General features: G+C 61.2%; 27 protein-coding genes and 1 other RNA gene. 17 read left to right on the top strand and 11 right to left on the bottom strand.

What is annotated here, in order from left to right; translation table 11 throughout:
- Positions 1–109: 109 nt before the first annotated feature.
- The 14 genes from Mhypo_RS06075 to Mhypo_RS06015 are packed head-to-tail and all read left to right on the top strand — an operon-like array spanning position 110 to position 9,461.
- Positions 110–382, top strand: coding sequence for an HU family DNA-binding protein (locus Mhypo_RS06075; RefSeq protein WP_119340414.1), 273 nt, complete (start codon positions 110–112; stop codon positions 380–382).
- 1 nt (position 383) lies between these two features.
- Positions 384–884 (top strand): hypothetical protein, encoded by a 501-nt coding sequence (locus tag Mhypo_RS06070; RefSeq protein WP_119340413.1) that lies wholly within the window; start codon positions 384–386, stop codon positions 882–884.
- Positions 885–892: 8 nt separating this feature from the next.
- Positions 893–1,105 (top strand): hypothetical protein, encoded by a 213-nt coding sequence (locus tag Mhypo_RS06065; RefSeq protein ID WP_119340412.1) that lies wholly within the window; start codon positions 893–895, stop codon positions 1,103–1,105.
- The gene (locus Mhypo_RS06060; protein ID WP_119340411.1) at positions 1,102–2,529 is read left to right on the top strand and encodes a DUF2586 family protein; all 1,428 of its coding nucleotides are present in this window, start codon (positions 1,102–1,104) and stop codon (positions 2,527–2,529) included. Before Mhypo_RS06065 ends, Mhypo_RS06060 begins: the two co-directional genes overlap by 4 nt.
- A 10-nt stretch (positions 2,530–2,539) precedes the next feature.
- On the top strand, positions 2,540–2,971 hold the full coding sequence (locus Mhypo_RS06055) for a hypothetical protein (RefSeq protein ID WP_119340410.1): 432 nt from the start codon (positions 2,540–2,542) through the stop codon (positions 2,969–2,971).
- Between the two features lie 50 nt (positions 2,972–3,021).
- A complete protein-coding gene (locus Mhypo_RS06050; protein WP_119340409.1) occupies positions 3,022–3,399 on the top strand; it encodes a hypothetical protein in 378 nt (125 codons plus the stop codon).
- 16 nt (positions 3,400–3,415) lie between these two features.
- Positions 3,416–3,553 carry a hypothetical protein gene (locus Mhypo_RS18065; RefSeq protein ID WP_170148225.1) on the top strand — a complete coding sequence of 46 codons (138 nt, stop codon included), beginning with the start codon at positions 3,416–3,418 and terminating at the stop codon, positions 3,551–3,553.
- Positions 3,550–5,643, top strand: coding sequence for a phage tail tape measure protein (locus Mhypo_RS06045; protein ID WP_119340408.1), 2,094 nt, complete (start codon positions 3,550–3,552; stop codon positions 5,641–5,643). The genes Mhypo_RS18065 and Mhypo_RS06045 overlap by 4 nt, the downstream gene beginning before the upstream one ends.
- On the top strand, positions 5,643–6,224 hold the full coding sequence (locus Mhypo_RS06040) for a hypothetical protein (RefSeq protein WP_119340407.1): 582 nt from the start codon (positions 5,643–5,645) through the stop codon (positions 6,222–6,224). Before Mhypo_RS06045 ends, Mhypo_RS06040 begins: the two co-directional genes overlap by 1 nt.
- A complete protein-coding gene (locus Mhypo_RS06035; protein WP_119340406.1) occupies positions 6,221–6,883 on the top strand; it encodes a hypothetical protein in 663 nt (220 codons plus the stop codon). Before Mhypo_RS06040 ends, Mhypo_RS06035 begins: the two co-directional genes overlap by 4 nt.
- Before the next feature lie 9 nt (positions 6,884–6,892).
- Positions 6,893–7,354, top strand: a complete 462-nt coding sequence (locus tag Mhypo_RS06030; protein WP_240637136.1) for a hypothetical protein — start codon at positions 6,893–6,895, stop codon at positions 7,352–7,354.
- A gap of 4 nt (positions 7,355–7,358) precedes the next feature.
- Positions 7,359–7,733 carry a GPW/gp25 family protein gene (locus Mhypo_RS06025; RefSeq protein ID WP_119340405.1) on the top strand — a complete coding sequence of 125 codons (375 nt, stop codon included), beginning with the start codon at positions 7,359–7,361 and terminating at the stop codon, positions 7,731–7,733.
- On the top strand, positions 7,726–8,808 hold the full coding sequence (locus tag Mhypo_RS06020; protein WP_119340404.1) for a baseplate J/gp47 family protein: 1,083 nt from the start codon (positions 7,726–7,728) through the stop codon (positions 8,806–8,808). Before Mhypo_RS06025 ends, Mhypo_RS06020 begins: the two co-directional genes overlap by 8 nt.
- A gap of 5 nt (positions 8,809–8,813) precedes the next feature.
- Positions 8,814–9,461, top strand: a complete 648-nt coding sequence (locus Mhypo_RS06015; RefSeq protein ID WP_119340403.1) for a phage tail protein — start codon at positions 8,814–8,816, stop codon at positions 9,459–9,461.
- 1,319 nt (positions 9,462–10,780) lie between these two features.
- On the opposite strand, the gene Mhypo_RS18325 is transcribed toward Mhypo_RS06015, so the two are convergent.
- From Mhypo_RS18325 to Mhypo_RS05990, 4 genes are all read right to left on the bottom strand, one after another.
- The gene (locus Mhypo_RS18325) at positions 10,781–11,383 is read right to left on the bottom strand and encodes an HNH endonuclease signature motif containing protein (RefSeq protein WP_206074895.1); all 603 of its coding nucleotides are present in this window, start codon (positions 11,381–11,383) and stop codon (positions 10,781–10,783) included.
- Between the two features lie 167 nt (positions 11,384–11,550).
- Positions 11,551–11,896: RNase P RNA component class A (rnpB, locus tag Mhypo_RS06000), an RNA gene on the bottom strand.
- Positions 11,897–11,906: 10 nt separating this feature from the next.
- Positions 11,907–12,470 (bottom strand): NUDIX hydrolase, encoded by a 564-nt coding sequence (locus tag Mhypo_RS05995; protein ID WP_119340401.1) that lies wholly within the window; start codon positions 12,468–12,470, stop codon positions 11,907–11,909.
- Positions 12,463–12,858 (bottom strand): GatB/YqeY domain-containing protein, encoded by a 396-nt coding sequence (locus tag Mhypo_RS05990; protein WP_119340400.1) that lies wholly within the window; start codon positions 12,856–12,858, stop codon positions 12,463–12,465. The genes Mhypo_RS05995 and Mhypo_RS05990 overlap by 8 nt, the downstream gene beginning before the upstream one ends.
- 563 nt (positions 12,859–13,421) lie before the next feature.
- On the opposite strand from Mhypo_RS05990, the gene purH reads away from it, so the two are divergent.
- The gene (purH, locus tag Mhypo_RS05985; protein WP_119340399.1) at positions 13,422–14,930 is read left to right on the top strand and encodes a bifunctional phosphoribosylaminoimidazolecarboxamide formyltransferase/IMP cyclohydrolase; all 1,509 of its coding nucleotides are present in this window, start codon (positions 13,422–13,424) and stop codon (positions 14,928–14,930) included.
- A 305-nt stretch (positions 14,931–15,235) separates the two neighbouring features.
- On the opposite strand, the gene Mhypo_RS05980 is transcribed toward purH, so the two are convergent.
- The 3 genes from Mhypo_RS05980 to Mhypo_RS05970 all read right to left on the bottom strand — a co-directional run bounded on the left by Mhypo_RS05980 (position 15,236) and on the right by Mhypo_RS05970 (position 17,241).
- The gene (locus tag Mhypo_RS05980; protein WP_119340398.1) at positions 15,236–16,135 is read right to left on the bottom strand and encodes an EamA family transporter; all 900 of its coding nucleotides are present in this window, start codon (positions 16,133–16,135) and stop codon (positions 15,236–15,238) included.
- A 36-nt stretch (positions 16,136–16,171) separates the two neighbouring features.
- Positions 16,172–16,789, bottom strand: coding sequence for a uracil-DNA glycosylase (locus Mhypo_RS05975; protein ID WP_119340397.1), 618 nt, complete (start codon positions 16,787–16,789; stop codon positions 16,172–16,174).
- A gap of 83 nt (positions 16,790–16,872) precedes the next feature.
- Positions 16,873–17,241, bottom strand: a complete 369-nt coding sequence (locus tag Mhypo_RS05970; protein WP_119340396.1) for a hypothetical protein — start codon at positions 17,239–17,241, stop codon at positions 16,873–16,875.
- Positions 17,242–17,552: 311 nt separating this feature from the next.
- Between Mhypo_RS05970 and Mhypo_RS05965 the strand changes: the two genes are divergently transcribed.
- Positions 17,553–18,665: a hypothetical protein gene (locus tag Mhypo_RS05965; RefSeq protein WP_119340395.1), complete on the top strand. Its 1,113-nt coding sequence runs from the start codon at positions 17,553–17,555 to the stop codon at positions 18,663–18,665.
- 92 nt (positions 18,666–18,757) lie between these two features.
- Complete coding sequence (gene guaA, locus Mhypo_RS05960) at positions 18,758–20,284, top strand: glutamine-hydrolyzing GMP synthase (RefSeq protein WP_119340394.1); 1,527 nt, start codon at positions 18,758–18,760, stop codon at positions 20,282–20,284.
- Between the two features lie 187 nt (positions 20,285–20,471).
- Here the strand turns inward: guaA and Mhypo_RS05955 are convergent, their stop codons facing one another.
- The 4 genes from Mhypo_RS05955 to Mhypo_RS05940 form a co-directional block, all read right to left on the bottom strand.
- Complete coding sequence (locus Mhypo_RS05955) at positions 20,472–21,065, bottom strand: protoglobin domain-containing protein (protein WP_119340393.1); 594 nt, start codon at positions 21,063–21,065, stop codon at positions 20,472–20,474.
- A 434-nt stretch (positions 21,066–21,499) separates the two neighbouring features.
- Positions 21,500–23,779 (bottom strand): protein translocase subunit SecD, encoded by a 2,280-nt coding sequence (secD, locus tag Mhypo_RS05950; protein WP_119340392.1) that lies wholly within the window; start codon positions 23,777–23,779, stop codon positions 21,500–21,502.
- Positions 23,780–23,955: 176 nt separating this feature from the next.
- Complete coding sequence (locus tag Mhypo_RS05945; protein ID WP_119340391.1) at positions 23,956–24,276, bottom strand: hypothetical protein; 321 nt, start codon at positions 24,274–24,276, stop codon at positions 23,956–23,958.
- A gap of 30 nt (positions 24,277–24,306) precedes the next feature.
- Positions 24,307–25,041, bottom strand: coding sequence for a SecDF P1 head subdomain-containing protein (locus tag Mhypo_RS05940; protein ID WP_119340390.1), 735 nt, complete (start codon positions 25,039–25,041; stop codon positions 24,307–24,309).
- Positions 25,042–25,291: the final 250 nt, after the last annotated feature.

Raw genomic sequence — 25,291 nt, 5'->3', positions numbered from 1 at the left:
AACTCTTGAAGGAGGTGAGTGGGTACAGCCGCCTGATGGCGGCCTGGGGCTCTACCTCCTTGACCAAAACGAAGTTTGGTCAAGGTCTCACACCCCAGACCCCGATTCGATGAATAAAACTCAAATCGTTGAGCATATCCAAACTCAAACAGGCCTGAGCAAGAAGCAGGCCCATCTTGCCCTCGAGGCGACCCTGCTCGCCATCAAAACCAACCTGAGCGAAGGCAGGGAAGTACAGATTTCCGGATTTGGGACGTTCTATACCAGGGCACGGGCTGCCCGCGCGGGTACCCACCCGGGCAGCGGGGAGGCCATTCAAATCCCCGCTCAAACGGTGGCGCGCTTCCGCCCCGGCAAGAGCCTGCGGGAGGCGGTGAGCTGACTTGACCCAGGCCCTGTTCGAGCGGCTCCGGGCCGAGCTGCCGCCCCAGGTCAAACTCGAGCTGGGCCCGGAGGCCCTGAACCAGCTGGATGCGCCACTCAAGCTGGTGCTGGTGCCGGGGCAGGACACCTTTACCTCCCCCGATGGCCGGGCCACCTCGAGCGAGGCCCTGGCCGGAACCCCGCCAGCCGAGCCCCGGCCCCGACCGCCATATACCCGGCTGGCCGGCTACACCCTGCACATCTGGGGAAAGAGCTACCCCGTGGTGGAGGACGTTTTATCCGATTGCGTGGCGGCCTTGCGGCGCATCTGTGGGAGCAGCCTCGAGCTCTTCCCCAGCGGCTGGGACGAGGACGAGACCGGCCAGGCCGCGGCCCTACCGGCCGATAAGCGGCGCTATCAGCTGCGTTTCCGGGTACTGGCCGAGGTGGGGGCGGCGGAGCCCGGGGTATATGTGCGGCTCGAGCGGGCCCTGCTGGACCAGACCGAAATTTTGCCCTAGGAGGATCAATGGCAAAGAACGAGACCAACAACCCCGAGCCGAAGCGGCTGCACACCGTGGAGGAGCTGGCCGCCGAGGCCGGCACCCCCGACTGGCTGCTGGCGGCGGCCCGAGCCAAACACCGCTGGGTGGTGGGCCAGGAGCTGACCAAGGCGGCATTCGACCGGGGCATTGCCGAGGCCGCCAACGAACCCATCGGATCCGAAGGAGGTAGCCGATGACCGGCCTGCCCCGCGTAGAAGTTAAACCGCAGGATTTTGGCATCGGCTCCATACCTGGTAGCGGCGAGGGCGTCCACGTCAAAATCGGCGTGGCGACCCTCCTGGGGGCCAATCAGATTGTGACCATCACCAGCCCCCAGGGGGCCAGGGAGCGCATCGGGGGCAAACTGGCCGAGGCGGCCGCCCTGGCCTTCGGCGAGGGCACCCAGGCCGTGATCTGTGTCGCGGCCAACCCCAGCATCGCCGGGGTGGCCGGGACGGTCACCCAGACCGGTACCGGCACGGCCACGCTGGCCCTGACGGGCAGCACCCCCAAGGACGACTACAAGCTGCGCATTCGCATCACCCGGGCCGCGGCCAATCTGGCGGCCGCCCAGGCCGCATTCGAGTATTCGCTGGACGGCGGCAACACCTATAGCCCCGAGACGGCCGTGCCGGTCTCCGGGGTGTACGTCATCCCCGACACCGGCCTGACGCTGACCTGGGCCGACGGCACCTTCGTGGTGGGCGATACCTACACGGCGAACTGCACGGCCCCGGGCTACACCATCGCTGACCTCATCGCCGCCCTGGACGCCCTATTTGCCCGCACCGAACTCTCCTACCGCTTCATTCACGTGGTGGGGGTGGCCAGCGCGACGGTGGCGGCTGCGGTCAACACCGCCCTGGAAACCCGGGCCAACGACCCCAATAACCCCCGCTTTATCCATGCCATTCTGGATACCGCCGACGATACCGATGCCAGCCTGATCACGGCCTTCGCCAGCTTTACCAGCGTGCGGGTGGGGGCCGCCGGCCGGTACGCCGATGTGGTGAGCCCCATCACCGGGCTGGTGATGAAGCGCCCCTCGACCTGGGTGATTGCAGGGCGCTACAGCGGGCGGCCGGTGGAGGAGCACCCCGGGCGCTACGCCTCGGGGGCCCTCAAGACGGTGGTCAAGCTATACGGGGACGAATCGGTGACGCCCGGCCTGGATGCCGCCCGCTTCGCCACGCTGCGCACCATCGACGGCGGCTTTTATATCACCCGGGGGCGCCTCTTCGCCCCGCCCGGCAGCGACTACGAGCAGGTGCAGCTCCGCGAGGTGATGGACGTGGCCTGCGAGACGGCCTACCGGGCCTGGCTGCGCTGGCTGAACGAGCAGATCCAGGTCTCGGCCCAGACCGGGCGGATCCTGGAGCGGGAGGCCTTGCGCATCGAGGCCTATGTGCAGGGGCTGGTGCGCACCGCCCTGCGGGGCAAGGTCTCGATTGACGAGATCACCGACCAGCCGGCGGTATATGTGCGCATTGACCGGGCCGAAAACATCCTCAGCACCAAGACCATCCCCTACGACATCAGCATCGTCCCGCTGGGCTACGCCGAGCGGATCACCGGCAAGGTGCGGTTCTTCAACCCGCAACTGCAGCCGGTAGCGGCCTAGGAGGTGGCGCGTGGCGATTACTGTACGCAACGGTAAGGTGTACGACAACTCGAGCATCCAGCTCGACCTTGACGGCGAACGCATCCCCGTGAATGTCGAGCTGGAGTACAACACCGGCGAGGTCTCCGAGGAATACATCTACGCCGGGGGCAAGCCGGTGGGGCGAACCCCCGGCCAGATGGCCCCGGCGGACGTGACCATCAAGATGCCGGTGGATCAGTGGCACCAGTTCCGGGCCAAGCTGGGGGCTAAATATAAGCGCAAATCGTTCAATGCGACGGTCACCTTCGTGGACACAGAAGATAACGTCATCATCGACAAGCTGAACGACCTGCGCATCCTCAACGACGCCCTCTCGGCCAGCCCTGGCGCGGAGGCCCTGATGGCCGAGCTGACCTGCAAGGCGTTGGACGTGGTGCCCGGCGACCTGGCCACCTTCTGAGTTAACACCGGGCCCCGCCGAAACGGGGCCCGCTTTTTTAGAGGCAAAACATGGGAAAACCCGAAATTTTATCGGACGAGCTCGAGGGCCTTTTGCCCCCTACCACCCTCAACAAGTTAATTGAAGCCCACGGCGAACGCCTGTTTGCCCTGGTGCGCCAGGGCCGGGTGCTGGTGTTTCGCCCCCTATCCAAGGGCGAATACCGGCTCATGCGGGCCGACCTGGACAAGGCCGCCAGCGGCCAGAAGCTGGCCCTGGATACCTACGCCATCGGGGAAAAATATGCCAAGGTGGCCCTGGTGTACCCCGACAAAACCGAGTTCGAGCAGATCCTGGAGGACTACCCCGGCCTGGCCGACGTGATCAGCCAGGACCTGGCGGCCATCGCCCAGATGGCCGAGACGGAGTTCCTTCAAAAAATCCGCTGAACTGCTGAATGAGGCCATGAAGCACCGCGATCGCCCCCTGTTCGCGGGCCAGCTGCTGCTGGCCTATCGGCGGGGGGAGGATAGCCCCGAGGCCCTGGCCGGGGCCGCGCTGGAGGCGGCGGTGCTGCTGGGCCATTTCGAGGAGAAACCATGAGGCGCCTGACCTGGTTTTTTGGGCTGCGTAACAACTTCGTGACCCAGTCGCGGGCCATGTCGGCGGGGTTGAGCCGCATCCGCACCCAGCTGCAGGGCTCGGGCCGAGACAGTGCGGCTGCAGCTCGGGCCATCTCCAGTAGCTTCGGCATATCGACCGCTGCCGCGCGGCGCCTGGTGGGGGCCCTGGCAGCGGTGGGGGCGGCCGGCCGCCACCTGGGCAGCATCCGCGCCTACGCCCAGAATGCCTATTCATCGCTAAGCGGCCTGGTTGGCCGCCTGACCAGCCTGCCCAACCTACTCATCGCCGGGGCCGCCGGGCTGGCCACCAAGAGCGTGTTTGACGCTCTGGGTTTCAAGGAGCAGCAGCTTATCAGCCTGCGGGTGATGCTGCGGCCCCAGTTCGGTGCGGACGCCGGGCGCATGGCCCAGGAAACCTATGCCATGCTGGCCCGGTTTGCGGCCCGGACGCCCTTCGAGACCCAGGAAGTCCTGGCCGGTGGTAAGCAACTGCTGGCCGCCGGGGTGAATGTCAAAAATCTGCAAGGGCTGCTCAAGGACGCCGGCGACCTGGCCTCGGCGATGGGGGTGCGGCTGGAGGACGCCATCAGCCCCCTGACCCGCCTGCGCTCAGGGAACTTCGGCGAGGCCTTTGAGCGGCTGCGGGAGCTGGGCATTAGCCGGGAGCTGCTGGAGGCCCAGGGGCTCAAGTTCGACAAGAGCGGGAGTTATGTCGGTAGCGTGAACAAGGCCATGCTGGCGGTGCGCCAGATCATCCAAAAGCGATTTGGCGGGCTGATGGAGGAGCAGAGCGTTAGTATCTTCGGGCTGATTTCGACCCTCAAGAGCCGCCCCTTCGAGCTCTTCAGCCAGATGGACGTGGGCGACGGCGGCCCGCTCAAGCCCTTCAAGCAGATGCTCAGCAACCTGGCCGCCCTGACCGACTTCAGCCAGGGCCCCGGGGCGGCTATCGCCGCGAGATTCAAGGCCGGGCTCGGAGGCCTGATGCAAGCGGCCTTCGGGCCCCTGGCCCGGGCTAGCGAGCCTAAACAAGCGGGCGAGGCCATCCTGGCATTCCTGAACCGGGCCACAGCACTGGTGCAGACCGCCCGGGCCTACTTCCCGGTGGCCCTGGGGTATGCAAGGCAATTTTTTGCCGGGATGCAGGCCGGATTTGCCATGCTACAAGGCATCTGGAGGGCCCTCGAGCCGGGCATTGCGCTGCTGGGCAGCCTGGCCCGGAGCCTCTCGGCCAACCAGGCCGGCCTGGCCGGAACCAACGCCGGGGGGCTGGCCCTGGTGGGCACCCTCCTGGTGCTCACCGCCGGGCTCCGCCTGCTCAACGCCCTGACCTTCGGCCTGGCCGGCACCCTGCTGCGCCTGGGCCTGGTCTGGGTAGCCACCGCAGCCCGGATGGCAGGCTGCTGGCTGCTGGCGATGGGGCCGGTGGGCTGGGTGATCACTCTGGTAGGGGGCCTGGTGGCGGCTGTGATTTTGGCCTACAAGCGCCTGGGCTGGTTCCGCGATGGGGTGAACGCCGTATGGGGGGCCATCATCACCAAGGGCGGGGAGCTGGTTGCCTGGGCCAAAGGCTTACCGGAAACCATTCGCAGCGCCCTGGCCAACCTGCCGGGGCTGATGCTGGAGATTGGCCGCAATGCGATGACCGGCCTGTGGAACGGCCTCAAAGCCGCGCCCGGCAAAATCTGGGAGGCGGCCAAGGGGCTGGCGCTGCAGGCGGTGGGCGGGGCCCGGGAGGGCCTCGAGGTGCGCTCCCCCAGCCGGGCCCTGACCCGCATCGGGGAGCAGGGTGGGTTGGGCCTGCAGCGCGGCCTGCTGGCTATGCGCGGGGCGGTAGCCGGCGCGGGGCTGGCCCTGGCCACGGCGGCCATTCCGGCCGCCCCCCAGATGCCGGCGGCCGTTATCGCCGCGGGTGCAGGGGCTTCGGCTGCCACCGTTACCCGCGAGGTGCACGTTCATATCGGCAATATCGTGCTGCAGCAGGCCCAGACCCCCAGCGAGGCCAGAACCCTGGTGGTGGAGGCCATCCTGGAGGCCCTCGAGCGGGCCGCCATTGAGGAGGGTGCCTGATGGAGCGCGACCAGATTGTTTTTGTGGGTCCGGCAGGTAAGCGCATCGCTGTCAGGCCCCGGGCCCGGGGCCAGAACGAGATCGAGGGTGTGGTGCAGGTATCGGTGCGCCGAACGCTCAAGGAGGAGAGCACCGAAATTCCGAAGAAGGGGGTTGAGTACACCTACCTAGGATTTGATTATGCCGAGGTCACGGTGGAAATCCGGGTCTGGAAGGAGAGCGAGTTCAACAAGCTCCAGAAGCTGATCCAGCTCTTCCGCCCCAAAGGCAAGGAGCAGAAAGCCCCCGACGTGTACCAGCCGGTGCACCCCACCCTGCGGCGGCACGGGATCACCCACCTGTACATCTTCGGCATCGAGGAGCCGCCGTATGATCCTGTGAAGGGATGGACGGCCACCCTGCAGATGCGGGAGTGGCGGCCCAGCTACAAGAAGGTGAAGGCCGAAGCCACCCAGGTGGGCAGGCAGGGCGGGGGGCAGGGAACCGATGGCGACACCGGCGGGGCCGACCGGGATGGGACGCCCATCCCCCAGCAGCGGGCATTGGCCAATCCGCCCAGCGCAAAGGGGGTGCGGCCTTGAGCTTTCTTTTTGCAAACGACATTCCCGTCAGCAGCGGGATTATCACAATCCCCCGCATAGGCCGGCCGCTGGCCGAGCTGAGGCTGGGGGAGGAAGCCCTGGAAATTGGCGAGGCGGTAACCCTGAGATTTGAGGACGGCACCACCTACCGCACCACGGTGCGGCGGGGCGGTCCCAGCGCAGGTATAACCGAGGTTTTTCTGGTCGGCGGCTACGATGGGCTATCCAAAATCCTGCCCCCTAAGGATTACCAGGGCGTGCCGGCCTCGCTGGTGGTACGGGACCTGCTAGCCGAAGCAGGGGAGCAGCCGGGGGAACTGGATCTGCCCACCGTATTCGTACGCTGGGCTCGTCGCGGCGGTACTGCCGCAGAGGCCCTTAAGGCGGTGATGGAGCGGCTGCCCGACCGAGCCTGGCGGGTGCTGCCCGACGGCACAACCTGGGCCGGGGCCGAGGCCTGGCCGCAGGGGCCGGAGGGGGCGGTGGTGGCTGATGCCGCCCCCCAGCGGGGCTGGTTTTCACTACTGCCGATGCCTGCGCTCCGGCCCGGAGTCGTGCTCAGGGGCCTCTGGGACGGCCAGGTGCGGGAGTTGGGCCGGGTGGAGCGGGTGATTCACCAGATTGGAGCCAAGCTGCGCACCGCCATCTATATAGGTTAAGGAGGCTGGATGCAAGAACGACTGACCAACGCCATCAAACAACTGGCTCGCCCGGCGCACCTCGACTACCTGGCCCTGTACCCCGGCAGCATCCTTAAAGACTACGAGGACATGCACGTGGATGTGCAGGTAGACGATCCCCGCCTGGGCGCCCTGACCCGGGTGCCCATCTGGCTGGGCCTGCCGGGGGTTAGCGTCAAGGTCTCGCCGGGGGCCCGGGTGCTGGTGGGCTTCCACCGGGGCGATCCCGAGCAGCGCTACTGCGACCTGTGGCGGGGGGAGGGGCTGCGGGAGGTGCGGCTGGCCGCCAGTGTGAAAGTGATGGTGGACGCTCCTATCGTAGAGCTAGCCGGCGGCGGCCCAGCGGTAGCCCGCGTGGGGGATCAGATCCAGGTGTCCGGCGTGCAGCCCGGCACGGCTACTGTGACAGGCACCATCATCAGTGGATCGTCGAAGACCAGTTCGGGGTAAGCATATGGCCGATTTCGGAACCGATCTATCCGCGCTGCCCGACCTATCCTGGACGCTCAAAAGCGGCCTGGACAACCTGGCCGAGGCAGCAGCGCGCTGCCTGATCACAGCGCCCGGCAGCCTGTTTTATGCGCCGGAGTACCGGCTCGACCTCAAGCAATTTTTGAACCAGGAGATCACCCCCGAAACCCTCTTTGAGATCGAGGTGCGGGCGACGAACGCCCTCGAGGCTGACCCCCGCATCCTGAGCGCCGAGGTGAGCGCCAGCCAGCCGCAGCGGAACCAGCTCGATCTGGACATCCTGCTGCAGACTGAGGAGGGCCCCTTCAGCCTGGTGGTGCGCATCAGCGACCTGAGCGTGGAGGTGCTGCGTGCCTGACTTACAACAGCTTTTACAACCCCGTTCTCGCGACCAGATCATGGCCGCGCTGATTACCTACCTACAAGGGAAGGGATATGCCCCCACCGACTGGGTGGAGGGAAGCGTCCAGCGAACCCTGGTGGAGTTGCAGGCTGCCGGGATTGCTGACCTCGAGGCGCTGCGGTTGCAAATCGCCAAATCGGGATTTTTAGATTTAGCCGAGGGCGACTACCTGGACTTGCTGGGCCAGAGCGCCTACGGCCTGAGCCGCAAGCAGGCCACATTTGCGCGGCAGACCTTCCGACTCACCGCCCAGGCCGGCTTCGGCCCCTACAGTATCCAGCCCGGACAGCTCTGGGTGGGGAACGCAGCAGGCCTTCGCTTTAACAACTTAAGCGGTGGCACCCTGCCGCTTGGAGGCACGCTCGACGTGGAATTCCGGGCCGAGCAGCCTGGGGCGGCCTATAACCTTACGCTTGGATCAGCCAACACACTCTTTACACCCCTACCCGGCGTGACCACGACCAACATCGCAATTTCGGAAGCGGCGATTGACACAGAGAGCGACGAATCCTACCGCAACCGCTGCCGCCTGCGCTGGGGAGAACTGGGCTATGGCGCGACCCGCGCGGCCTACGAAAGCTGGGCCCTGAGCAGTACGCCCAGCGTGACTAAGGTACGGGTTCTGGATAACCACCCCCGAGGGCAGGGCACGGTGGACGTGGTGCTCTGGGGCGAGGGGGGCCTAAGCAGCGGCGCAGTGGCCACCGCCAACACGCACATACAGCAGAGAAAACCCCTTACCGCGGACGTGCAGGTCTACGCTGCCACGCCGCTCAGCATTCTTATCACAGCTACTATCCGCCTCCGGGCCGGCTTCCTCAGCCAGGTTCAGGCCGAGGTGGCCCAGCGTTTGAGCGCATTTCAACGGGCCCTCCCTATCGGCGCTGTGGTTTATCGCTCGGCCCTGATAGAAGCATTATTTACTTCGAACGTGTTGGACGTGGCTCTGAGCGCGCCGGCCACAGATCAGACCCTGGCTGCGATCCAGGTAGCCAGCTTCAACCTAAACGCCACCTTTCAGGAGGTATAGGAAGAATGGATCTTGTGCCGGTACAACTTTACGAATCCTGGCTACCCGAGCTGGCCCCGCCCTGGCTGCAGGGCCCCAGAGGTCGGGCATTGTTGGCTGGATGGGGCAAGGCGCTGGACGAATATGCTGCGCTCGTCAGCACAGGCCTGCTGGTCCGCGTGGTGATGCGGGCACCCGAAGACGCCCTTACCCTGATTGGCACCGAGCGTGGACTGACCAGGTACCCAGGGGAAAGCCTCGAGGCATTTAGGGCACGAGTGCTCGCGGCCTGGGATTTCTGGCGGTGGGGCGGAACAGAATACGGGATGCGCCGCTGGATCGAGGCTGCGGGGTACGATGTTTTTATTTACGAGCATTATAAAAACAATCCTGCTATTTGGGCGGAGTTCTCCGTCTGGGTCTGGCCCAGGATCCCCGCTTACACCACCGACCGCTGGGACGACGGGGGAGCATGGGACGATGGGACGCCCTGGGAATATAGCCTATCACTCACGGAGTTATCTCGGATTCCTGCCCTGATTCAGGAGGTGAAACCGGCGCATGCCAAACTACGAACAGCTTTTTACATACCCGGCTTTAAGGACGTTTGGGATGACAGCACGCTCTGGGACAGCGGCGGAGCGTGGAATCCCGAACCTACTGTAATCGTATAGGAGGAAAAAATGCCCAAGAACCTAACGCCGCAAGATCAATGGGAAACAGATTTTCAGGTGCCGCTACCCGGCGAGCCGCGAAACATTGGCCCCCTGGAGCTGCTGTTTCAGCGCATTTTGAATCGGAGTGAGCGACTCAAGTCTCGAGTCGACAACCTCGAAACTGCCCAGGGCGGCACCACCCTTTCCACCCACCGCACCGCCAGCACTTTGGATCATCCCGATGGCAGCGTAACGGCGCAGAAACTGGCCCCTATTCGGAATGCGCCTACAATCACTCCCGCTGGTGGGGATTGGCTGCTGGGAGGCCAGCAATCGGGTACGGGAGTCGGGAAGATTTTACTTGGATCCTCAGGAGGGGTACCGCTGCTAACTGCTGGCAGCGTGCTCGCGTCGCCCTCGTTATACAGCGATCGCGGAACGATTAACGTAGCGACAGACTGGAATACACTAGCCAACGCGGGTGGATATCAAATCCAGTCGGCGGCGCTGGGGGGAGGCTCAAATGCGGCGCCTCCCACTACTTCACCTGGGCTACTAGTAGTCCATAGAGCTGGAGCACGGACGCAACAGATTTATTACCCAGAGACTGAGCCATATATATATTACCGGATGTTGGCTGGTGGCAGTTGGACCGCGTGGGCTGCCACAGGCCAACAATATATATCGAATGCCAATGGCGCAGCATACCGATTTGGCGATGGGACGCAGATTTGTTGGTTAATCGAGGGACTGGCGGGAAGTAGCCCTCAAACTTGGACATTCCCTGCGACATTTATTGCGAAACCTATTGTTTCGTTTATTTCCCACGACCCGGGCTACATACATACCAACGATTTTACGCTTTGGTCCACGACCCAAGCCCGTGTGCGGAAATACCAGATTGGTAGTGGAGATGAGTATACGGGCTCGGGCTTAACACTAGAAGCCATCGCCATCGGAAGGTGGAAATGATGCAAATCAGTTACTCTGAAAAAGCTCTACCAGCCACAGGCTCCGTCACCGCTGACCTGCATAACAATACAGTTAATCTGCATAACAATACATGAGAATTTGAAATTTATCTCGTTTCTCATTTTGAAATTTATCTCGTTATGCGACACTCTGGCGTGTTTGTGTTGTTTGGGACGTAGAAAACGTCCCATAATAGATGCACCATTGTTGCGCCACAGGCAGGTTCCAGGCAGAATCACCTGAAGGGACTTAATACTTGGAGTTGCCTTCTTCCAATAGATTCCGGGGATGGGCCGGGCCGGAATCTTTAGGGAGCGCCTGCGCCCGGCTCAACTTGGGTGGGGGTCTGGTGCTGCTCTGGGTTGTTATCCTGCAACGGCCCTATGCTTTTTGCGTTTGGCCGCAAGCGCCCGGGTGCTTTGTTTATGGCAGGGCTGACAGAGGGTTCGCAAGTTGCTGGGCGCATGGGTGCCGCCCTCCACTACCGGAATTATGTGGTCAGCCTCCCACAGGTCCGAGGGGGTCTTCCAGGCTTTGCGGGGCCGCCAGCTTCTGGGTAGTTCGGGCAGAAAGCCATGAAAGCCACGCTCGGTAAGCTGCCGGGTCAGTTGGGCGTACTGCAAAGCCAGCGTGCGGTAAGCCTCGAGGTGATACAGATTTGGATGTAGCCGGTTTTCACGTGCAATTTGCACCGCCGCCTTCCACAGTTTCATCAGGGCGCTTTTGATGGGGCGGGTGTTGATTCCGCATACCTGACAAACGCCTTTCTCGCGCTTTCGCAGATGTTGCCGGGCATAGCTCCAGTGGGCCTGAAGGCGGTACTGGTGTACACATACGTCGCTACACCAGGTTCGTCGACCCGGCGGTACCTCGTTGTTGCAATGCACGTATCGGCACAGTCTGCGACCGTTGGGGCCGCGCTCCTCGGCTGGGCGCAATAGCTCTTTGCCGATAAGGCGGCGGTTCATAGCTGGGATTGTACCGCTCTAAACCACGCCATCGGCATTGCTGCCTGCCGAGACAACCGCAAGGCTAGTGGATATGTGCCGCCAAAGTTGGGCGAATGGACGTAACCTTTGCAAAAGTGAAGCCACCCTCAGCTTTTTGAATCGCCAAAGGTGGCCACAACGTCTCTGGTGAGGGAAGGGGCGTAAGCCGGGTTCTGTTTTCGCAGCCATCTCTCTGGGATGAGCGTCGCCGCTCACCTCGAGCGTCCCCGCCGCAGGTCGTAGCGAACCGGGTCAGTTCTGCCTGTCGGACTTACGGGACTTGCAGCAGATGGGGTTTGCCTAGCTGCCCCTGTTTCCAGGGGCACTGGTGCGCTCTTACCGCACCGTTTCACCTTGACCGGGTTGCCCCGGCAGTCTGCTTTCTGTTGCACTATTCCGTCGGGTTACCCCGCCCAGCCGTTAGCTGGCATCATGCCCTGTGCTGCCCGGACTTTCCTCTGGTGAAGCACCAGCGGCTGCGCCCCCTTCCCACACTCATATTTTAGCTCAGATAACCCATTTCGGTAAGGATGGGCCTGGCCCGCAGCAGGGTGATGACATGGGTGGCCTCGTTCAACAAACCCCGGTCCAGCATCCCGTACACTTCGTCCAGGGAAAACTCCACCACCTCAATCAGCTCGCCGTCCTCTGGTTCGGCGGGCCGTACCACCTGGCTATGCAGGGCAACAAAGGGATGAATGGTAGCGGCCACGATGCCCGCCAGGGGTCGGAAGGGCTGGATGGGAAGCAGCGCCCCGGCTTCGGCCCCTAACTCTTCGCGCAGCTCGCGCCGGGCTCCTTCTTCGGGGGTTTCGCCCGGCTCGGCCGAACCCCCTGGAAGCTCGAAGAAGTACTCGCCCCACACGTGTCGGTATTGGTGCACCAACAGCACGCTTCCTTGCTTTGTGATGGGCAGAATGGAGACCCACTGGTGCTGCCCTGGCACATACATAAGCGTTACCTCGCGCCCGTTGTGGGTGCGCAGCTGCTCGCGCACGATGGGGTAGGGCTGCTGGGTGAGGGCCTCGAGGGCTAGCCGGGTCCAGGGATTGGCTGGCTTATCCATGGATGATTCTCTCGACGACCCTCTTCACGCGGTCCCCCGGCGCTACCGGCCCCAGCGCCCTGGTCACTATGCCGATGGCTGCCAGGGGGGACTTGAGCGAGCTGAAATCCACATTGGCCCGTACCCAGGCTTCAATTTCGGCCTCGCTCATCTCCTGCGGCAGATATTTGTCCAGGAAAGCCATCTCAAACGCGTTCTGGTTCTCTTCCGCCGTGACCCGCAGGGCCTTGAGAATCTTCACGGCGTCGGCGTCGGGCAGGGGTCGGCCGTCGCCTTTGCGGTCGAGCTCGGCCTTGACCACCCGGGCAAAGTCGCGGCTGGCGGTGTCGCCGCGCTTCATGGCCTCGACAATTTCCTTCTTGATTCCGTCGTAAATAGCGGTGCTCATACCCTTAGTCTAGCCGGCCTTGGCTTTTCACACCGTTGTAAAAGTGCCAATGGATGGTTGCTGTGGATAGCTTATATCGGACTCAAAAAGACAGTTTACAAAACCAAAAAATCCGTAGGCTGTCTTTTTGAATTCTAGAGCACACCCTTCCAAGGGGCGGTATCGCCCTCCGCTACGCGGATAACTTCGGCCCTGTTGATTCGTTACCGAACGGTAACGAATCAACCGAATCTGGCATTTGTGAGGCGCGAGCGCGGGGTATATGGTTCGTTGGCTTTGAGCCCACTCTTCAGATGCTTCTGGCTTTCGGTTTTGGCCGGACTAGCCGCAGGGTGTATCCCTGTTTCAACCAAAGTCAAAACTAACTTGTGGATTGGGTCAGTCGACTTGAAGAAGCCCCCTCTACGCAAACGGTTTTTGTGCTGGAGCTCGGTAACTCGTTGGTGATAACCTCGAGGGAGGTTGGGGGATTTGCTGTTTGGGTTTATTGGTTGATTTTGGGACCCACCCCTAGCCGCAGCCCTGGTCGGAAGCTGTGTTCAAGGAGGGTATGATTTTCAGGTATGCGCGCACTCCTGTCGGTATCAAACAAGACGGGCCTGGTGGAGTTTGCCCAGGGTTTGCTGGACCTGGGCTTTGAGCTGGTCTCAACCGGTGGAACCCACAAAACCCTCGGGTCTGCGGGGCTGCCCGTAACCTACGTATCCGAGATCACGGGCTTTCCGGAAATCCTGGATGGGCGAGTCAAGACCCTGCACCCCCGCATTCACGCGGGCTTGTTGGCTACCAAAAGCCCCCATCACGAAGCCGAGTTGCAGGCCCACAACCTGATCCGCATAGACCTGCTTTGTGTGAATCTCTATCCCTTTCGGGAAACCCTGGCCCGGGGGGCTTCTTTTGAAGAGTGCCTCGAGAACATAGACATCGGCGGGCCGGCCATGCTACGGGCTGCCGCCAAGAACCACCAGGCCGTGCTACCGGTCTGCGACCCCGCCGATTATGGCGTAGTCCTGGAAGCCTTGCGGACGGGGATCAGCAGCCAGTTCCGCCGCCGCCTGGCCCACAAGGCCTTTGCCCATACCGCCGCCTACGACGCAGCCATTGCCGAGTTTTTGGCCTTCGAGCAGTTCCCCCAAACCAAACTGCTTACCTTGGAGCGCCTGCCGGGGGTCGAGCTGCGTTACGGGGAGAACCCCCACCAGGAGGCGGCCTTGTATGCCCTCGAGGGCCAGACCGGGCCGGTGCTGCACGCCGAGGTGCGCTCCGGCAAGCCGATGGGCTTCAACAACTACGCCGATGCCGATGCGGCCTGGGCTTTGGTCTCGGAGTTCGAGCTGCCGGCGTGTGTGGCGGTCAAGCACGCCAACCCGTGTGGGGTAGCCCTGGCCGACAACCCTAAAACCGCCTGGGAGCGTGCCCGCGATGCCGATACGCTCTCGGTGTTTGGGGGGGTGGTGGCCTTCAACCGCCCGGTGGATCTCGAGACGGCGATGGCGACCCGGGGAACGTTCCTCGAGGTACTCATCGCCCCAGAGGTCAGCGAGGAGGCTCTGGACTGGTTTCGGAACAAAAAACCCGACCTCCGGGTGCTGGTCGCAGCCCGCCAGTACGCCGACCATCTGGAGTTTCGCCCCCTGGTGGGGGGCTTTCTGGCCCAGGAACGGGACTTGCGCCGCTGGGAGGAACTGCACCTGACCTATGTAACCGAGCGAATCCCCACACCCCAGGAGCTGCTCGACCTCAAGTTTGCCTGGTATGTGGGCAAGCACACCCGCTCCAACAATGTGGTGCTGGCCAAAGGCGGCGTGACGGTGGGCATGGGTACAGGTGCGGTCAGCCGCATCTGGGCTGCTGAACGGGCCATTCAGAATGCCGGCGAACGGGCTAGGGGTGCAGTTCTTTCCTCCGAAGCCTTTTTCCCCTTTGACGACGTGGTACGCGCAGCAGCGGCTGCTGGCGTTACGGCCATTGTGCAGCCCGGTGGAGCCAAACGCGATGCAGAGGTGATTGCGGCCTGTAACGAACTGGGCGTTGCGATGGTTTTTACGGGCTCGAGGCACTTCAAGCACTGAGCTATCCCGTGGGGTATGCTCCTAAACCGAAGTTGCTTCCCTCAGCAGCGCACAGCTTTCGTAAATACAAAGTGAGGTTGCATAAAAAGCGATGGTTGCGCTGTGAGCCGCTCCTGGGGTGCGGCGGGGTAATACCAGCTTTTCCTGGATAGTTATCTTCGAGAGTTGTTCCCAAGCCCCCTCATTCCAGGAAAGTACTATCTATTTGGTTCTGTTCTGCCCGGGAATCCTCGGCGATGAAGAAACCAAATAATTTCTTCACAAACATTATATCGTGAAAGTATGTACATAGTTCTATACCGGGTCTAGGGCGTGGTTTGCACAACAGGCCTCATGCGGCTGCGAAAAACCAGCCCCACCCCCAGGAGCACCAGGGCCGCGCCCACCCAGGTCCAAACCCCCAGCGGTTCTTGTAAAAAGGCCCAACCCAGCAGCAATGCGATCACCGGGTTTACGTAGGCATAGGTGGTGACCAGGCTCAGGGGCAATAGCCGTACTGCAAAAATGTAGGAGGTGTAGGCAATCAGGGAGCCAAAGATGATCAGGTAGAGATTGGCCGCCCAGCCCAGGAGCGTTGGGGTATGCCACTGCTCTCCTAGCAAAGGCGAAAGAACCAGGAACCCCAGCCCGCCAAAAAGCTGTTGATATGCCGAGATCACCACGGGCTCGAGCCGAGGGCTTTGGCGCTGCGTGTAAATAGTTCCACTGGCCCACATAAGCGGGGAGATGAGCAGTAGCGCAAAGGCCAGCAGGTTGGTGGGGGTGCCTTCGCCCAGTTTGGGGACATTCAACGCCAGGATACCCAGCAAACCAATCAAAAGGCCCAGCATCAAGAGCACGGGGGGCCGCTTACGATCGAGCAGGCCCTCCAGCGTGGCCGTCCATATTGGCGCAGTGGAAATCATCAGCGCTACATAGCCGGAAGGGACGTACTGGGTGGCGATCAGAATCAGACCGTTACCGCCTAGCCATAGCATCAGCCCCGACAAGGCCAGCATTCGCACCTCCGCCCAGGTTAGCCGTACCCTGAAGCGCTGCCAGACCGCAAACCCCAGCAGCAGTAAGGAGGCCGGAATAAAGCGGGTAGCCCCCATCCAGAACGGTTCAAAGCCATGGATGAGGCCAAGCTTGAAGGCCAGATAGGTGCTGCTCCAGACCAGGTAGACCACCAGCAGGTGGAATAGGCCAGCGCGGGAGAGGGGCATGTGGGGTCAGGAAAGGAAGCCGCAAAGTTCAAGTTCTCAGAACAAAGATTCCTGCTGGATAGTTTTGATTTCCACGCCCTGCTTGGGGCCGAGTTGGTCGAGGGTTTTTTTGACCAGTTGAATATCTTGCCAGGTCAAGTGTTTGGGGCTGCCCGGTTCTCGGGAGGGGTTTCGCAACAGATAGGCCGGATGGAACATGGGGAATATCTGGATGCCCTGCCACTCGAAAAACTTGCCCCGCACCTTGGTGATAGAGAGTTTCTCCCCAGCAAAGAACTCGAGCGCTGTGGCACCCAAGGGAATAATGATTTGGGGCTTGATGAGCTGTATTTGTTTAAGAAGCCAAAGCGAGGTACAGGTTTTGGCCTCGAGCGGCTCTGGAACACGATTCCCCGGCGGGCGACACTTGACGATGTTGGCAATATAAATGCTCTGGCGAGGAATTCCGGCGGCCTCGAGGATTTTGTCCAGCAGTTGTCCGCTGCGTCCCACAAAAGGCCGCCCCTGCAAATCTTCGTCCTCGCCGGGGCCCTCGCCCACAATCATCAACTTGGCATCAGGATTACCTTCGCCGAAAACCACGTGGGTACGGCTTTTGGAAAGGCCACAGGCTACGCATGTTCTGGCTTGGGCAGCTAGCAGTTCAAGATTCATAAGGAGTGGATAAAGTCCAGAAGTAAACCATTAGCTTTGGGGCACGGCTTTCCCATGTCCCCTGTCGCCTGTTTCCGTTTTCTCTACTGCACGGGCTTACGCGCCTTGCGGGCCTCCCGGCGAACCTTGGGGTCGAGGCCAATCATCAGAAAAAAGTTCTCGAGGGCATTTTCCTGCCCCTTGATCTCAGGGTGTGCATCCTCAGCAGTCCCGGTCACGAAGGGCAGTTCCTGATACAGCGCCAGAGCTTGACTGACTACAGCGTCAGGGCCTTCGGCCTCGGCTACCTCGGCCAGTTTGGCATAAATTTCACGCCGGGCTTCGGCGTGCTGGCGGAAGATATCGGGGTTCGGTGTCTCCGGCGCCCGAAGAACATCCTGCTTGGCAATGCGGCGATAGTGCTTGAGGCCTCGCACTATTTCTTCGGTGGAGAGTGTCACCTTGTACTCCATCCTTGCTCCTTTCAACACAAAACCCTTCTGGGGATAAAGGTCGTTATACCTGCTTGATTATAGGATTTATAAAAATGGGGTGTCAACGAGATGTTATTTTGTACCGCATCTGAAGTAGCTCTAACGATGATCACTGGCATTTAGCCCAGGGTCTTTAGCCTCAACCCTTTTTTGAGGCTTGCCTAGCAGCAGAGGTATTCTTATGGGGCCGCTATGGTTTTTAACATGCGGCTAATATCACTGCGCTGGACGCGCATGGTTGCTTTGGATTAGCCACAAAAACAGATGATTGGTACTCTATACTACAGGTTATGGAAAGCCTGGGGCACTACTTGTTACGGGGACGTATTGCGCTGCCTGGGGGAGGTGCCACAGAGGTCTATGAGGGACAAGATATTCGAACCGGCATCGAGGTATTGGCCTTCAAGCCCCTGCTCGAGGAACCACCCAAACTATCCATCCCCCACACCCTTTCCTGGATAGACCGGGAGGAGGATGCCTGGATTGCGGAGATTCCCGTGGGCGCGGTGCAGACCTCCTGGCTGGCGGGGCGGGTAGAGGTAGCCCGGCTGGTGCAATGGGTCAAGCAACTGCTGGGTGTGCTAAAGCAGGCCCAGGAGAACGATATTCCTGTTGGATACATCATCCCGGAGCTGGTCTGGGCCAGGGGCAGCCGGGTATGGCTGGGTGGGGTAGGGGTAGCCAACCCTGAGCAGAAGTGGGATTTTGCGGGCTTGCTCAACACCGTGCGGGTAATTGCGGGCGATAGCTATCCGGCCCTGCCCTGGAGGGAAGCCCTGGAAAACTACGTAACGGGGCAGCTCGACTATGCGGCCCTAATCGAGCAACTTGAGGCCGCTGCCCTTGTGTTGCCCCCGGTGTCGGTCGCCACGCCTGCGTTGCCGATACCCACCGAACCAGCTCCAGAACCTATCCCCGCCAAGCCTGTGGCCAGCAAGAGCTTGAAGGTACAGGTGACCGAACCGACTGTACCCTTACCGACTACCACCCCACCGCGCCGTATTCGCATTGAGGATCGCCTCGAGCCGCCCTTCGAGGTGCTCGAGCCGCCGCCTGCCAGCCGCCGCACACTGATCCTCTGGCTGCTAATTATTCCGCTTATGTTGCTGGCGGGGGGGATTGGATTGTGGTTGCGCTCGAGGGCACCTTCAACGGGGCAAACTGCAGTCTATCCGGTCGAGTTTCGGCTGCAGCCGCCGGGCCCAAGTGCAAGTGTGGTTATTTTGGAAATACCCGAAGGCTCTAAAATGCCCCTCAACGTCGAGGTCGCCCAGCTACCCGGAAAGGTAGAGTTTGATCAACCCGGAATCTATCGCATTCGGGTTCGCGTGCAGGGCCGGGCCCCGGTAGAATCACTAATCGAGGTGCCCAACCCGGGCGGTGTAACCATCAGCCTTAGATAAAAAAGCCGTCTGGGTCAGGGCGCAGCAAAAGCACTGTTGATGCTGGCATCCTTCGGCTTGGAGCTTATGGCCTCGAGCCTTATGCTGCTGGCATGAGCGTGGTTATTCTCGACTATGGTTCGCAGTACACCCGTCTGATTGCCCGCCGAATCCGGGAGCTCAGGGCTTATTCGGTGATTTTGCCGGGAACCGCCAGCCTGGAGCGTATTCGGGCCGAAAACCCCCAGGCCATCATCCTGTCGGGGGGGCCGGCCTCGGTGTTCGACCCCTCCAGTCCGCGGCCTGCGCCGGGGGTGCTCGAGCAGGGCTGGCCTACCCTGGGCATCTGCTACGGCATGCAGTACCTGGCCCAGCACTACGGAGGTCGGGTAGAGCGGGCCGGGCGGCGCGAGTACGGCAAGGCCAGCCTGGTCTTTCACAGCGGCCCACTTTTTGCAGGTCTGGAAGGCGAATTGCAGATGTGGATGTCCCACTCCGACGCCGTCACCGAGTTGCCTCTGGGCTGGAGTGTGATTGCCAGAACCGAGGAGAACCCCGTGGCGGCCATCGCCGCGCCGGATGGGCGCACCTTTGGGGTACAGTTTCACCCCGAAGTGGTGCATAGCCCCAAGGGTATGCAGGTACTGGAGAATTTCCTCAAGCTCGCCGGGGTCACCCGCGACTGGACGCCGCAGCACACCCTGGAAAGCCTGGTCGCCGACATCCGCGCCCGGGTGGGTGACGAGAAGGTGATGCTAGCGGTCTCGGGGGGCGTGGACTCCTCGACGCTGGCCCTCTTGCTGGCCCAGGCCATTGGCGACCGGCTTACTGCGGTGTTCGTGGATCATGGTCTGCTGCGCCTGGGCGAGCGCCTCGAGGTCGAGCAAGCCTTGAGCCCTCTGGGTCAGGCCCTACGAGTAGTAGATGCCTCCGGGCAGTTTCTGGCTGCTTTGCAAGGGGTGACCGACCCCGAACAGAAGCGCAAGATTGTGGGCCGGGAGTTTATTCGGGTTTTCGAGCGCGAGGCCCGACAGCTATCCAGCCAGGGCTATAGGTGGCTGGCCCAGGGGACGCTTTACCCGGATGTCATCGAGTCGGCCGGCAGTGGTGAGGGCAGCGCCAACATCAAGAGCCACCACAACGTGGGGGGCTTGCCCGAGGATTTGCAGTTTGAGCTGCTCGAGCCCTTCCGCTACCTGTTCAAAGATGAGGTGCGCGAACTGGCCCTCCTGCTGGGCCTGCCCGAGCCCATCCGCATGCGCCATCCCTTTCCGGGGCCGGGACTCTCGATTCGCATTCTGGGAGAGGTTACCCCCCACAAGCTGGACATTTTGCGCCGTGCCGACGATATTTTTATCTCGAGTTTGCGCGACTGGAACCTCTACGACCAGGTTTCACAGGCGGCCGCCATCCTGACGCCCATACAGAGTGTGGGGGTGATCGGTGATGAGCGCAGCTACGGCTATGTGCTGGGCTTGCGGGCGGTGAGCACGGTGGACTTTATGACCGCCGACTGGGCCCGCTTGCCGCTGGATTTTCTGGACGAAGTGGCCCGCAAAATTACCCGCCAGGTGCCGGAAATTGGGCGGGTGGTCTACGACATCACCAGCAAGCCCCCGGCCACTATTGAGTGGGAGTAGAGCGTTTCTCACGAATGCGCAGTGCAGCCAAGCATGGCCGGGATAGCCCATATCGGCATAGACCACGACCAAGGGTGCTTACCGATGAGACAGGCATAGCCCTCAGCAGATTTCGTTGTTCTGGGCGCATTAACGAGTATTGGTGGGAGGCGGCGATAGAAATATATTTCGAAGAAGAGTAGCCGTTCTAGCTACGGTTAGAGCCTTTACTCTGCTCCTCGAGCCAGCTCACCGCCGCCGATTGCAGGATGCGGGGGTTGGCCCCAGATTGCTGCTCTAGGCTTTGTAAGTAGGCTTCCAGGCGCTCGTCGGCTGCCATAGCCTTGATGGAGTTGGCCAGGCGCATCCAGGCCATTGTGAGCTGGTCGGCTTCGTCTATAGGCAAGCTAATGTGGGATAATTGCCAGATTTGCTCGGTGAGCCAGCCCCACATCACCATTACCTGGCCTTTGGAGATGCCGCGGGTCTGGTGCACCTGGCCGACCAGGATCTGCCAGGCGAAGTACTCGAGGTTGAAGGGCCCTGTAATGGTGCGCCGGTACCAGTGGCGCAAAACCTGTTCGCGCATCGCACGCTCACCCTCACGGAACACCGACCGGGTAGCCGGATGGCTGAACAGGGTGTCGTAAAAGCCGTTAATAATCGGATCTTCCCAGCGCTGCAACTGCGGTAGGTAGGTTTTTAAGGTGTGCTGGTCTAGTGCGCCAAAGCGGGTGACAGGGGGCAACCCCTCCCAAACGGCTTTGGCTGCTTGAAAATACCCTTGTAAAGATGGGTTCATGTCACCAGGGTAGCGTAGCTCGAGAGGGCAATTTGCCCCACAGAAGTGCTTGCACCCAGCGGTTTGGCCATGCTGGATACATATCGCGCCCTTCACAGACGTTGCCGCTGTTCTGTCTCGGATAGAGGATTCTATATTCTCGGGAGGCTCATGCTATGTGAAGAGCGCTCTATGGCGAACGCCGTGCGCCGAATAGGCGATACCAGATTCGCTTGATTCGTTACCATTCGGTACGAATCAACAGGGCCGAAGTTATCCGCGTAGCGGAGGGCGATACCGCCCCTTGGAATGGTGTGCTCTAGGATTCAAAAAGACAGCCTCTGGTGTTTTTGGATTTGTAAACTGTCTTTTTGAATCCGGTATGAGGTGTGTGGTCTTTATGAAATCAAAAAACCTTCCCTATTCCAGGGAAGGTCAAGACGCGATGGAATGTGTCAGGCCGAGCGGGCTTTGGTAGCGGTTTTGCGCTGTTGTTCGCGGGTTTTGTACCAGACCACCAGCGCCGAGACCACATAGATGGAGGAGTAGGTTCCTACGATAAAGCCCACAAAGATAGCCAGAGAGAAGTCGCGCAGCACCGGCCCTCCCAGGAACAGCAAGGCCAGGATGGGCAGCATGGTCGAGAGCGAGGTCATGAGGGTGCGGGAAAGCGTCTGGTTGATGGAGGTATTCACGATTTCGTAGTAGGTGCGACCCCGCATGAGTTTGAGGTTTTCCCGGATGCGATCCGAGATGATGACCGAGTCGTTGATAGAGAAGCCCACGATGGTGAGCAAGACGGCTACTGTCGGAATCGAAAACTCCAATCCCAGCAAGCTGTACATCCCGGCCACAATTGCCACATCGTGGCCCACCGCAATCACGCTGGCTACCCCAAATACCCAGTCGAAGCGGAAGGCCACATAAATCAAAATAAGCGCCAGTCCCACCAGCACAGCAAAAATGGTATTTCGCCGCAGCTCGGCCCCAATGGCCGGGCCTACTGTTTCGGACTGCAGAATGGTGGCCTGTAAGCCTTCCTGGAACTTCTTCTCCAGCTCGATGCGTTGCTCCTCGCTCACCTGCCGCACGCGTACCGAGTACTCGTTACCACTCACGCTGGAAAGCGAGGTGATGACCGACTCGGCCCCACGCACCTCGGTGATACCGGTATTGTCCAGGAAACTGCGAATCTGGTCGGCCCGGATACTCTCGGGCACCCGGATGGTAAAAGCAGTGCCGCCGGTGAAGTCGATGCCAAAGTTGAAGCCCTTTACGAAAACAACACCAGCAGCAACCAGCGCCAGGGACAGCGAAGCGGCGGTCACGTAGCGCGAGATGCCCAGGAAGTTGATTTTGGTGCCCCACAGCCAGTAGGGGGGCTTCACTTCCCGCCGGTCGCCAATGGTTTCCAGGAGCCAGCGGCTAAAAATCAGGTTGGAGAAGACCGAAGTTACCACCCCCAGCGCCAGCATCACAGCAAAGCCCCGCACCGGGCCGGTGCTGTACTGGTAGAGCGCGGCTGCGGCCAGCAGATGGCACATGTTGACGTCCAGAATGGTGATGATGGAATGGGAGAAGCCACCCGGAATGGCCTGGCGGAACTTCTTGCCCATCTTGAGCTCTTCCTTGATGCGCTCAAAGGAAAGCACGTTGCCGTCTACCGCCGCACCCAGAGTCAGAATCAGGCCGGCAATGCCCGGCAGGGTCAGCGTTGCGCCCAGCAAGGAGATAGAGGCCAGCAGCAGGATGGAAGTATAGATCAGGCCCAGTGCGGCGACCAGCCCCATCCAGAAGCCGTAGTAGGCGAAAATCAGGGCAAAAAGCAAAACCGTGCCGATAATCCCAGCCTGAATACCGGCATTGATGGCATCCTGGCCCAGGGTGGGGCCAATGGCGCGGGTCTCGGCCACTTCCAGCTTGACCGGCAGCGAACCCGAGCGCAGCACCAGGGCGATGTCGGAGGCTTCCTGCACGCCCGAAAGCCCTTCGATGACGGCTCGCCCACCCGCGATGGCCTGGCGGATGTTGGGGGCAGTGTAGACCTTGTCGTCCAGCACTACAGCCAGCTGGCGGCCCACGTTGGCCCGGGTGGCCTCCTCAAACTTTTTGGCCCCCTCAGGGGTGAACTCCATATCTACCTGGGGTCGGCCAAACTGGTCGAACGAGGCATTGGCGGTGCGCAGGTCGGTGCCGGTGAGGAGGGGAGGGCCCAGATCCTCGAGCTTGTACAGGTTTTTCTCGAGCTCGGCTCGACGCGCCGCCAGGGCGGCCCCACTCAGGCCTGAGCTGCGTAGTTGCTCGTTAATTTGGGCGACCGTGGTGCCGGTAGCCCCCTGGTTAACGATGCGGAACTCGAGCCTGGCGGTCTGGCCAATCAGGCCCAGGGCCCGCTCTTGCTGATCCTGCTTCAGACCCGGCAACTCAACGATAATGCGGTCGTTGCCCTGCACCTGTACCAGGGGTTCTGCAACCCCAATGGCATTGACACGATTCTCGATGACGGTGCGGGCTACGTCGAGTTCGGTTTTAGCAACAGACGGGTCGGGGTTGGGGTTGACTACCTTGAGCGTGATGCGCAGGCCCCCTTGCAGGTCGAGGCCCAGGCGAATCAGGCCGTCGCGCGGTAGCAAAGGGTTTTGCGGGTTGCGGGCTTCCCAGGGGCGAAAAAGCCCCACAATGGCCGCAATGAGCAGCCCTATCAGAAAAACGGCTTTCCACAAACGATTGGTCATGTTGGTTCCTCAGCTGGGGTCGAGGTTTGAGCGACCTCGAGGGTTAAGAGCTCATGTCCTGGGCGTCAACTTGAAGATGTTGCGCATGGCTTGTCTGCAGACCATCGGCTTTGTAGCGTTCTGGCCTTTCGCATTTAGCCAGGGGGTTTATGCATAGCTAAGAGAGGGCTCGGGTGCTAGCCACCGTCGGTTTGTAGACGGGCGTACACCAGGTACAGCCGCCCATGGGAGGTCGGATTTGAATATGAAGGAATCTGAGAATAGACCGGGATAGGGCAGTTGCGGGTGGTTGGCCCAGGGGCTACGGCCATCAGGCTGGCACCCAAAGGGTTGAGTTTGGTTTTAGCCTCGAGCAGTGGTTGGGGCAGGGGAACGGCAGTCCAGCCCTGACTTAGGCCACTTCCAGCCTTGACCTTGCTGGGCGACCAGAAGAGCCCTGGCCCCAGGGCCAGCAAGGCCAGGGTAGCGAGGGCCGTCCAGCGTTGCCAGTGCTTCATAAATACAGCTAGATTACTTTATAACGCAGCTTAGGGTTTGACCACTTCAAGTCGCACCGGCAGGGGGGCTGTTTGCAACAGGTCGCTGAGGCGCTCCGTCTCTTGAGCTGTGAAGCCCTGGATGGACACGGCGCCGCCGGTGATGGGGCCCCGAATGGTGGGGGCAATCAGGATACGTCCATCGACCACGATGGCCACCCGGCGGCCCACATTCGCTGAGGTAAGGCGGGCGAACCTGGCTGCTCCCTCCCGATTCAGACGCAGGGTCAGGGCCGGACGGCCCGACTCCCCCTGGCCCGCTTGTACCCTCTCCAGGTCACGGTTGGTAAGGGCGGGTGCCTCCAGATCGGTGGGCCGGATTTGAGCGACGGAACGGTTATTGGCGCTTGTTTTGACCAGCTGAAGGGCCAGATTTCCCCGTTGCGTAAGTAAAGCATTGACCCGGTTGCGCTCCGCCGCCTCGAGCTTTGGTAAGCGCACGGTTATGGTGCTGTTCTGTACCTCGATCCGAAAGCCCCGCACCCCAATGTGTTGCAGCCGCTGCGTTAAGATGCGACGGGCTTGTTCCAGGGTTTGGGTATTCACATTCCCCACAGCCCGCAACTGAACAGCTTCAAGGCGGGCCAGCTCGGCCTGGGCCTGCTTGGCGCGGTATTCGTTCAGGTCGCGAAAAAACGTAGACAGGCTCACGAAGAACACTACCAGCAGGATCACCGGAATCAGGGTGAACAACAGATTGAAAACCCACCGCGCGACGTTTCCCATGGACACCACCGTTGCTGAAGGGGGCTCGAGGGTATGGGCCGCAGACAACTAACAGGGGAAACGGCGAATACCCTATTGGTCACACCCTCTATTACCGGATTCAAAAAGACAGTTTACAAAACTAAAACCCCCATAGGTTGTCTTTTTGAATCCTAGAGCACACCCCTCCCTTGAGTACCGGCGCTAGCCGGGGGCCGATGGCCCTTCACTGACGGTCGGCGAAGAAAGCGTCTCCCTTTCCAAGGGGCGG

It is taken from the genome of Meiothermus hypogaeus (genome assembly GCF_003574035.1).
In the GTDB taxonomy this organism is placed as follows: domain Bacteria; phylum Deinococcota; class Deinococci; order Deinococcales; family Thermaceae; genus Meiothermus; species Meiothermus hypogaeus.
This window is presented reverse-complemented; position numbering and strand designations above follow the sequence as displayed.

Bases quoted from the DNA above. Each gene is read 5' to 3' on its own strand.
- Mhypo_RS06075 (WP_119340414.1), top strand. From the start codon at position 110: ATGAATAAAACTCAAATCGTTGAGCATATCCAAACTCAAACAGGCCTG.
- Mhypo_RS06065 (WP_119340412.1), top strand. From the start codon at position 893: ATGGCAAAGAACGAGACCAACAACCCCGAGCCGAAGCGGCTGCACACC.
- Mhypo_RS06060 (WP_119340411.1), top strand. From the start codon at position 1,102: ATGACCGGCCTGCCCCGCGTAGAAGTTAAACCGCAGGATTTTGGCATC.
- Mhypo_RS06050 (WP_119340409.1), top strand. From the start codon at position 3,022: ATGGGAAAACCCGAAATTTTATCGGACGAGCTCGAGGGCCTTTTGCCC.
- Mhypo_RS18065 (WP_170148225.1), top strand. From the start codon at position 3,416: ATGAAGCACCGCGATCGCCCCCTGTTCGCGGGCCAGCTGCTGCTGGCC.
- Mhypo_RS06045 (WP_119340408.1), top strand. From the start codon at position 3,550: ATGAGGCGCCTGACCTGGTTTTTTGGGCTGCGTAACAACTTCGTGACC.
- Mhypo_RS06040 (WP_119340407.1), top strand. From the start codon at position 5,643: ATGGAGCGCGACCAGATTGTTTTTGTGGGTCCGGCAGGTAAGCGCATC.
- Mhypo_RS06030 (WP_240637136.1), top strand. From the start codon at position 6,893: ATGCAAGAACGACTGACCAACGCCATCAAACAACTGGCTCGCCCGGCG.
- Mhypo_RS06025 (WP_119340405.1), top strand. From the start codon at position 7,359: ATGGCCGATTTCGGAACCGATCTATCCGCGCTGCCCGACCTATCCTGG.
- Mhypo_RS06015 (WP_119340403.1), top strand. From the start codon at position 8,814: ATGGATCTTGTGCCGGTACAACTTTACGAATCCTGGCTACCCGAGCTG.
- Mhypo_RS18325 (WP_206074895.1), bottom strand. From the start codon at position 11,383: ATGAACCGCCGCCTTATCGGCAAAGAGCTATTGCGCCCAGCCGAGGAG.
- Mhypo_RS05995 (WP_119340401.1), bottom strand. From the start codon at position 12,470: ATGGATAAGCCAGCCAATCCCTGGACCCGGCTAGCCCTCGAGGCCCTC.
- Mhypo_RS05990 (WP_119340400.1), bottom strand. From the start codon at position 12,858: ATGAGCACCGCTATTTACGACGGAATCAAGAAGGAAATTGTCGAGGCC.
- purH (WP_119340399.1), top strand. From the start codon at position 13,422: ATGCGCGCACTCCTGTCGGTATCAAACAAGACGGGCCTGGTGGAGTTT.
- Mhypo_RS05980 (WP_119340398.1), bottom strand. From the start codon at position 16,135: ATGCCCCTCTCCCGCGCTGGCCTATTCCACCTGCTGGTGGTCTACCTG.
- Mhypo_RS05975 (WP_119340397.1), bottom strand. From the start codon at position 16,789: ATGAATCTTGAACTGCTAGCTGCCCAAGCCAGAACATGCGTAGCCTGT.
- Mhypo_RS05970 (WP_119340396.1), bottom strand. From the start codon at position 17,241: ATGGAGTACAAGGTGACACTCTCCACCGAAGAAATAGTGCGAGGCCTC.
- Mhypo_RS05965 (WP_119340395.1), top strand. From the start codon at position 17,553: ATGGAAAGCCTGGGGCACTACTTGTTACGGGGACGTATTGCGCTGCCT.
- guaA (WP_119340394.1), top strand. From the start codon at position 18,758: ATGAGCGTGGTTATTCTCGACTATGGTTCGCAGTACACCCGTCTGATT.
- Mhypo_RS05955 (WP_119340393.1), bottom strand. From the start codon at position 21,065: ATGAACCCATCTTTACAAGGGTATTTTCAAGCAGCCAAAGCCGTTTGG.
- secD (WP_119340392.1), bottom strand. From the start codon at position 23,779: ATGACCAATCGTTTGTGGAAAGCCGTTTTTCTGATAGGGCTGCTCATT.
- Mhypo_RS05945 (WP_119340391.1), bottom strand. From the start codon at position 24,276: ATGAAGCACTGGCAACGCTGGACGGCCCTCGCTACCCTGGCCTTGCTG.
- Mhypo_RS05940 (WP_119340390.1), bottom strand. From the start codon at position 25,041: ATGGGAAACGTCGCGCGGTGGGTTTTCAATCTGTTGTTCACCCTGATT.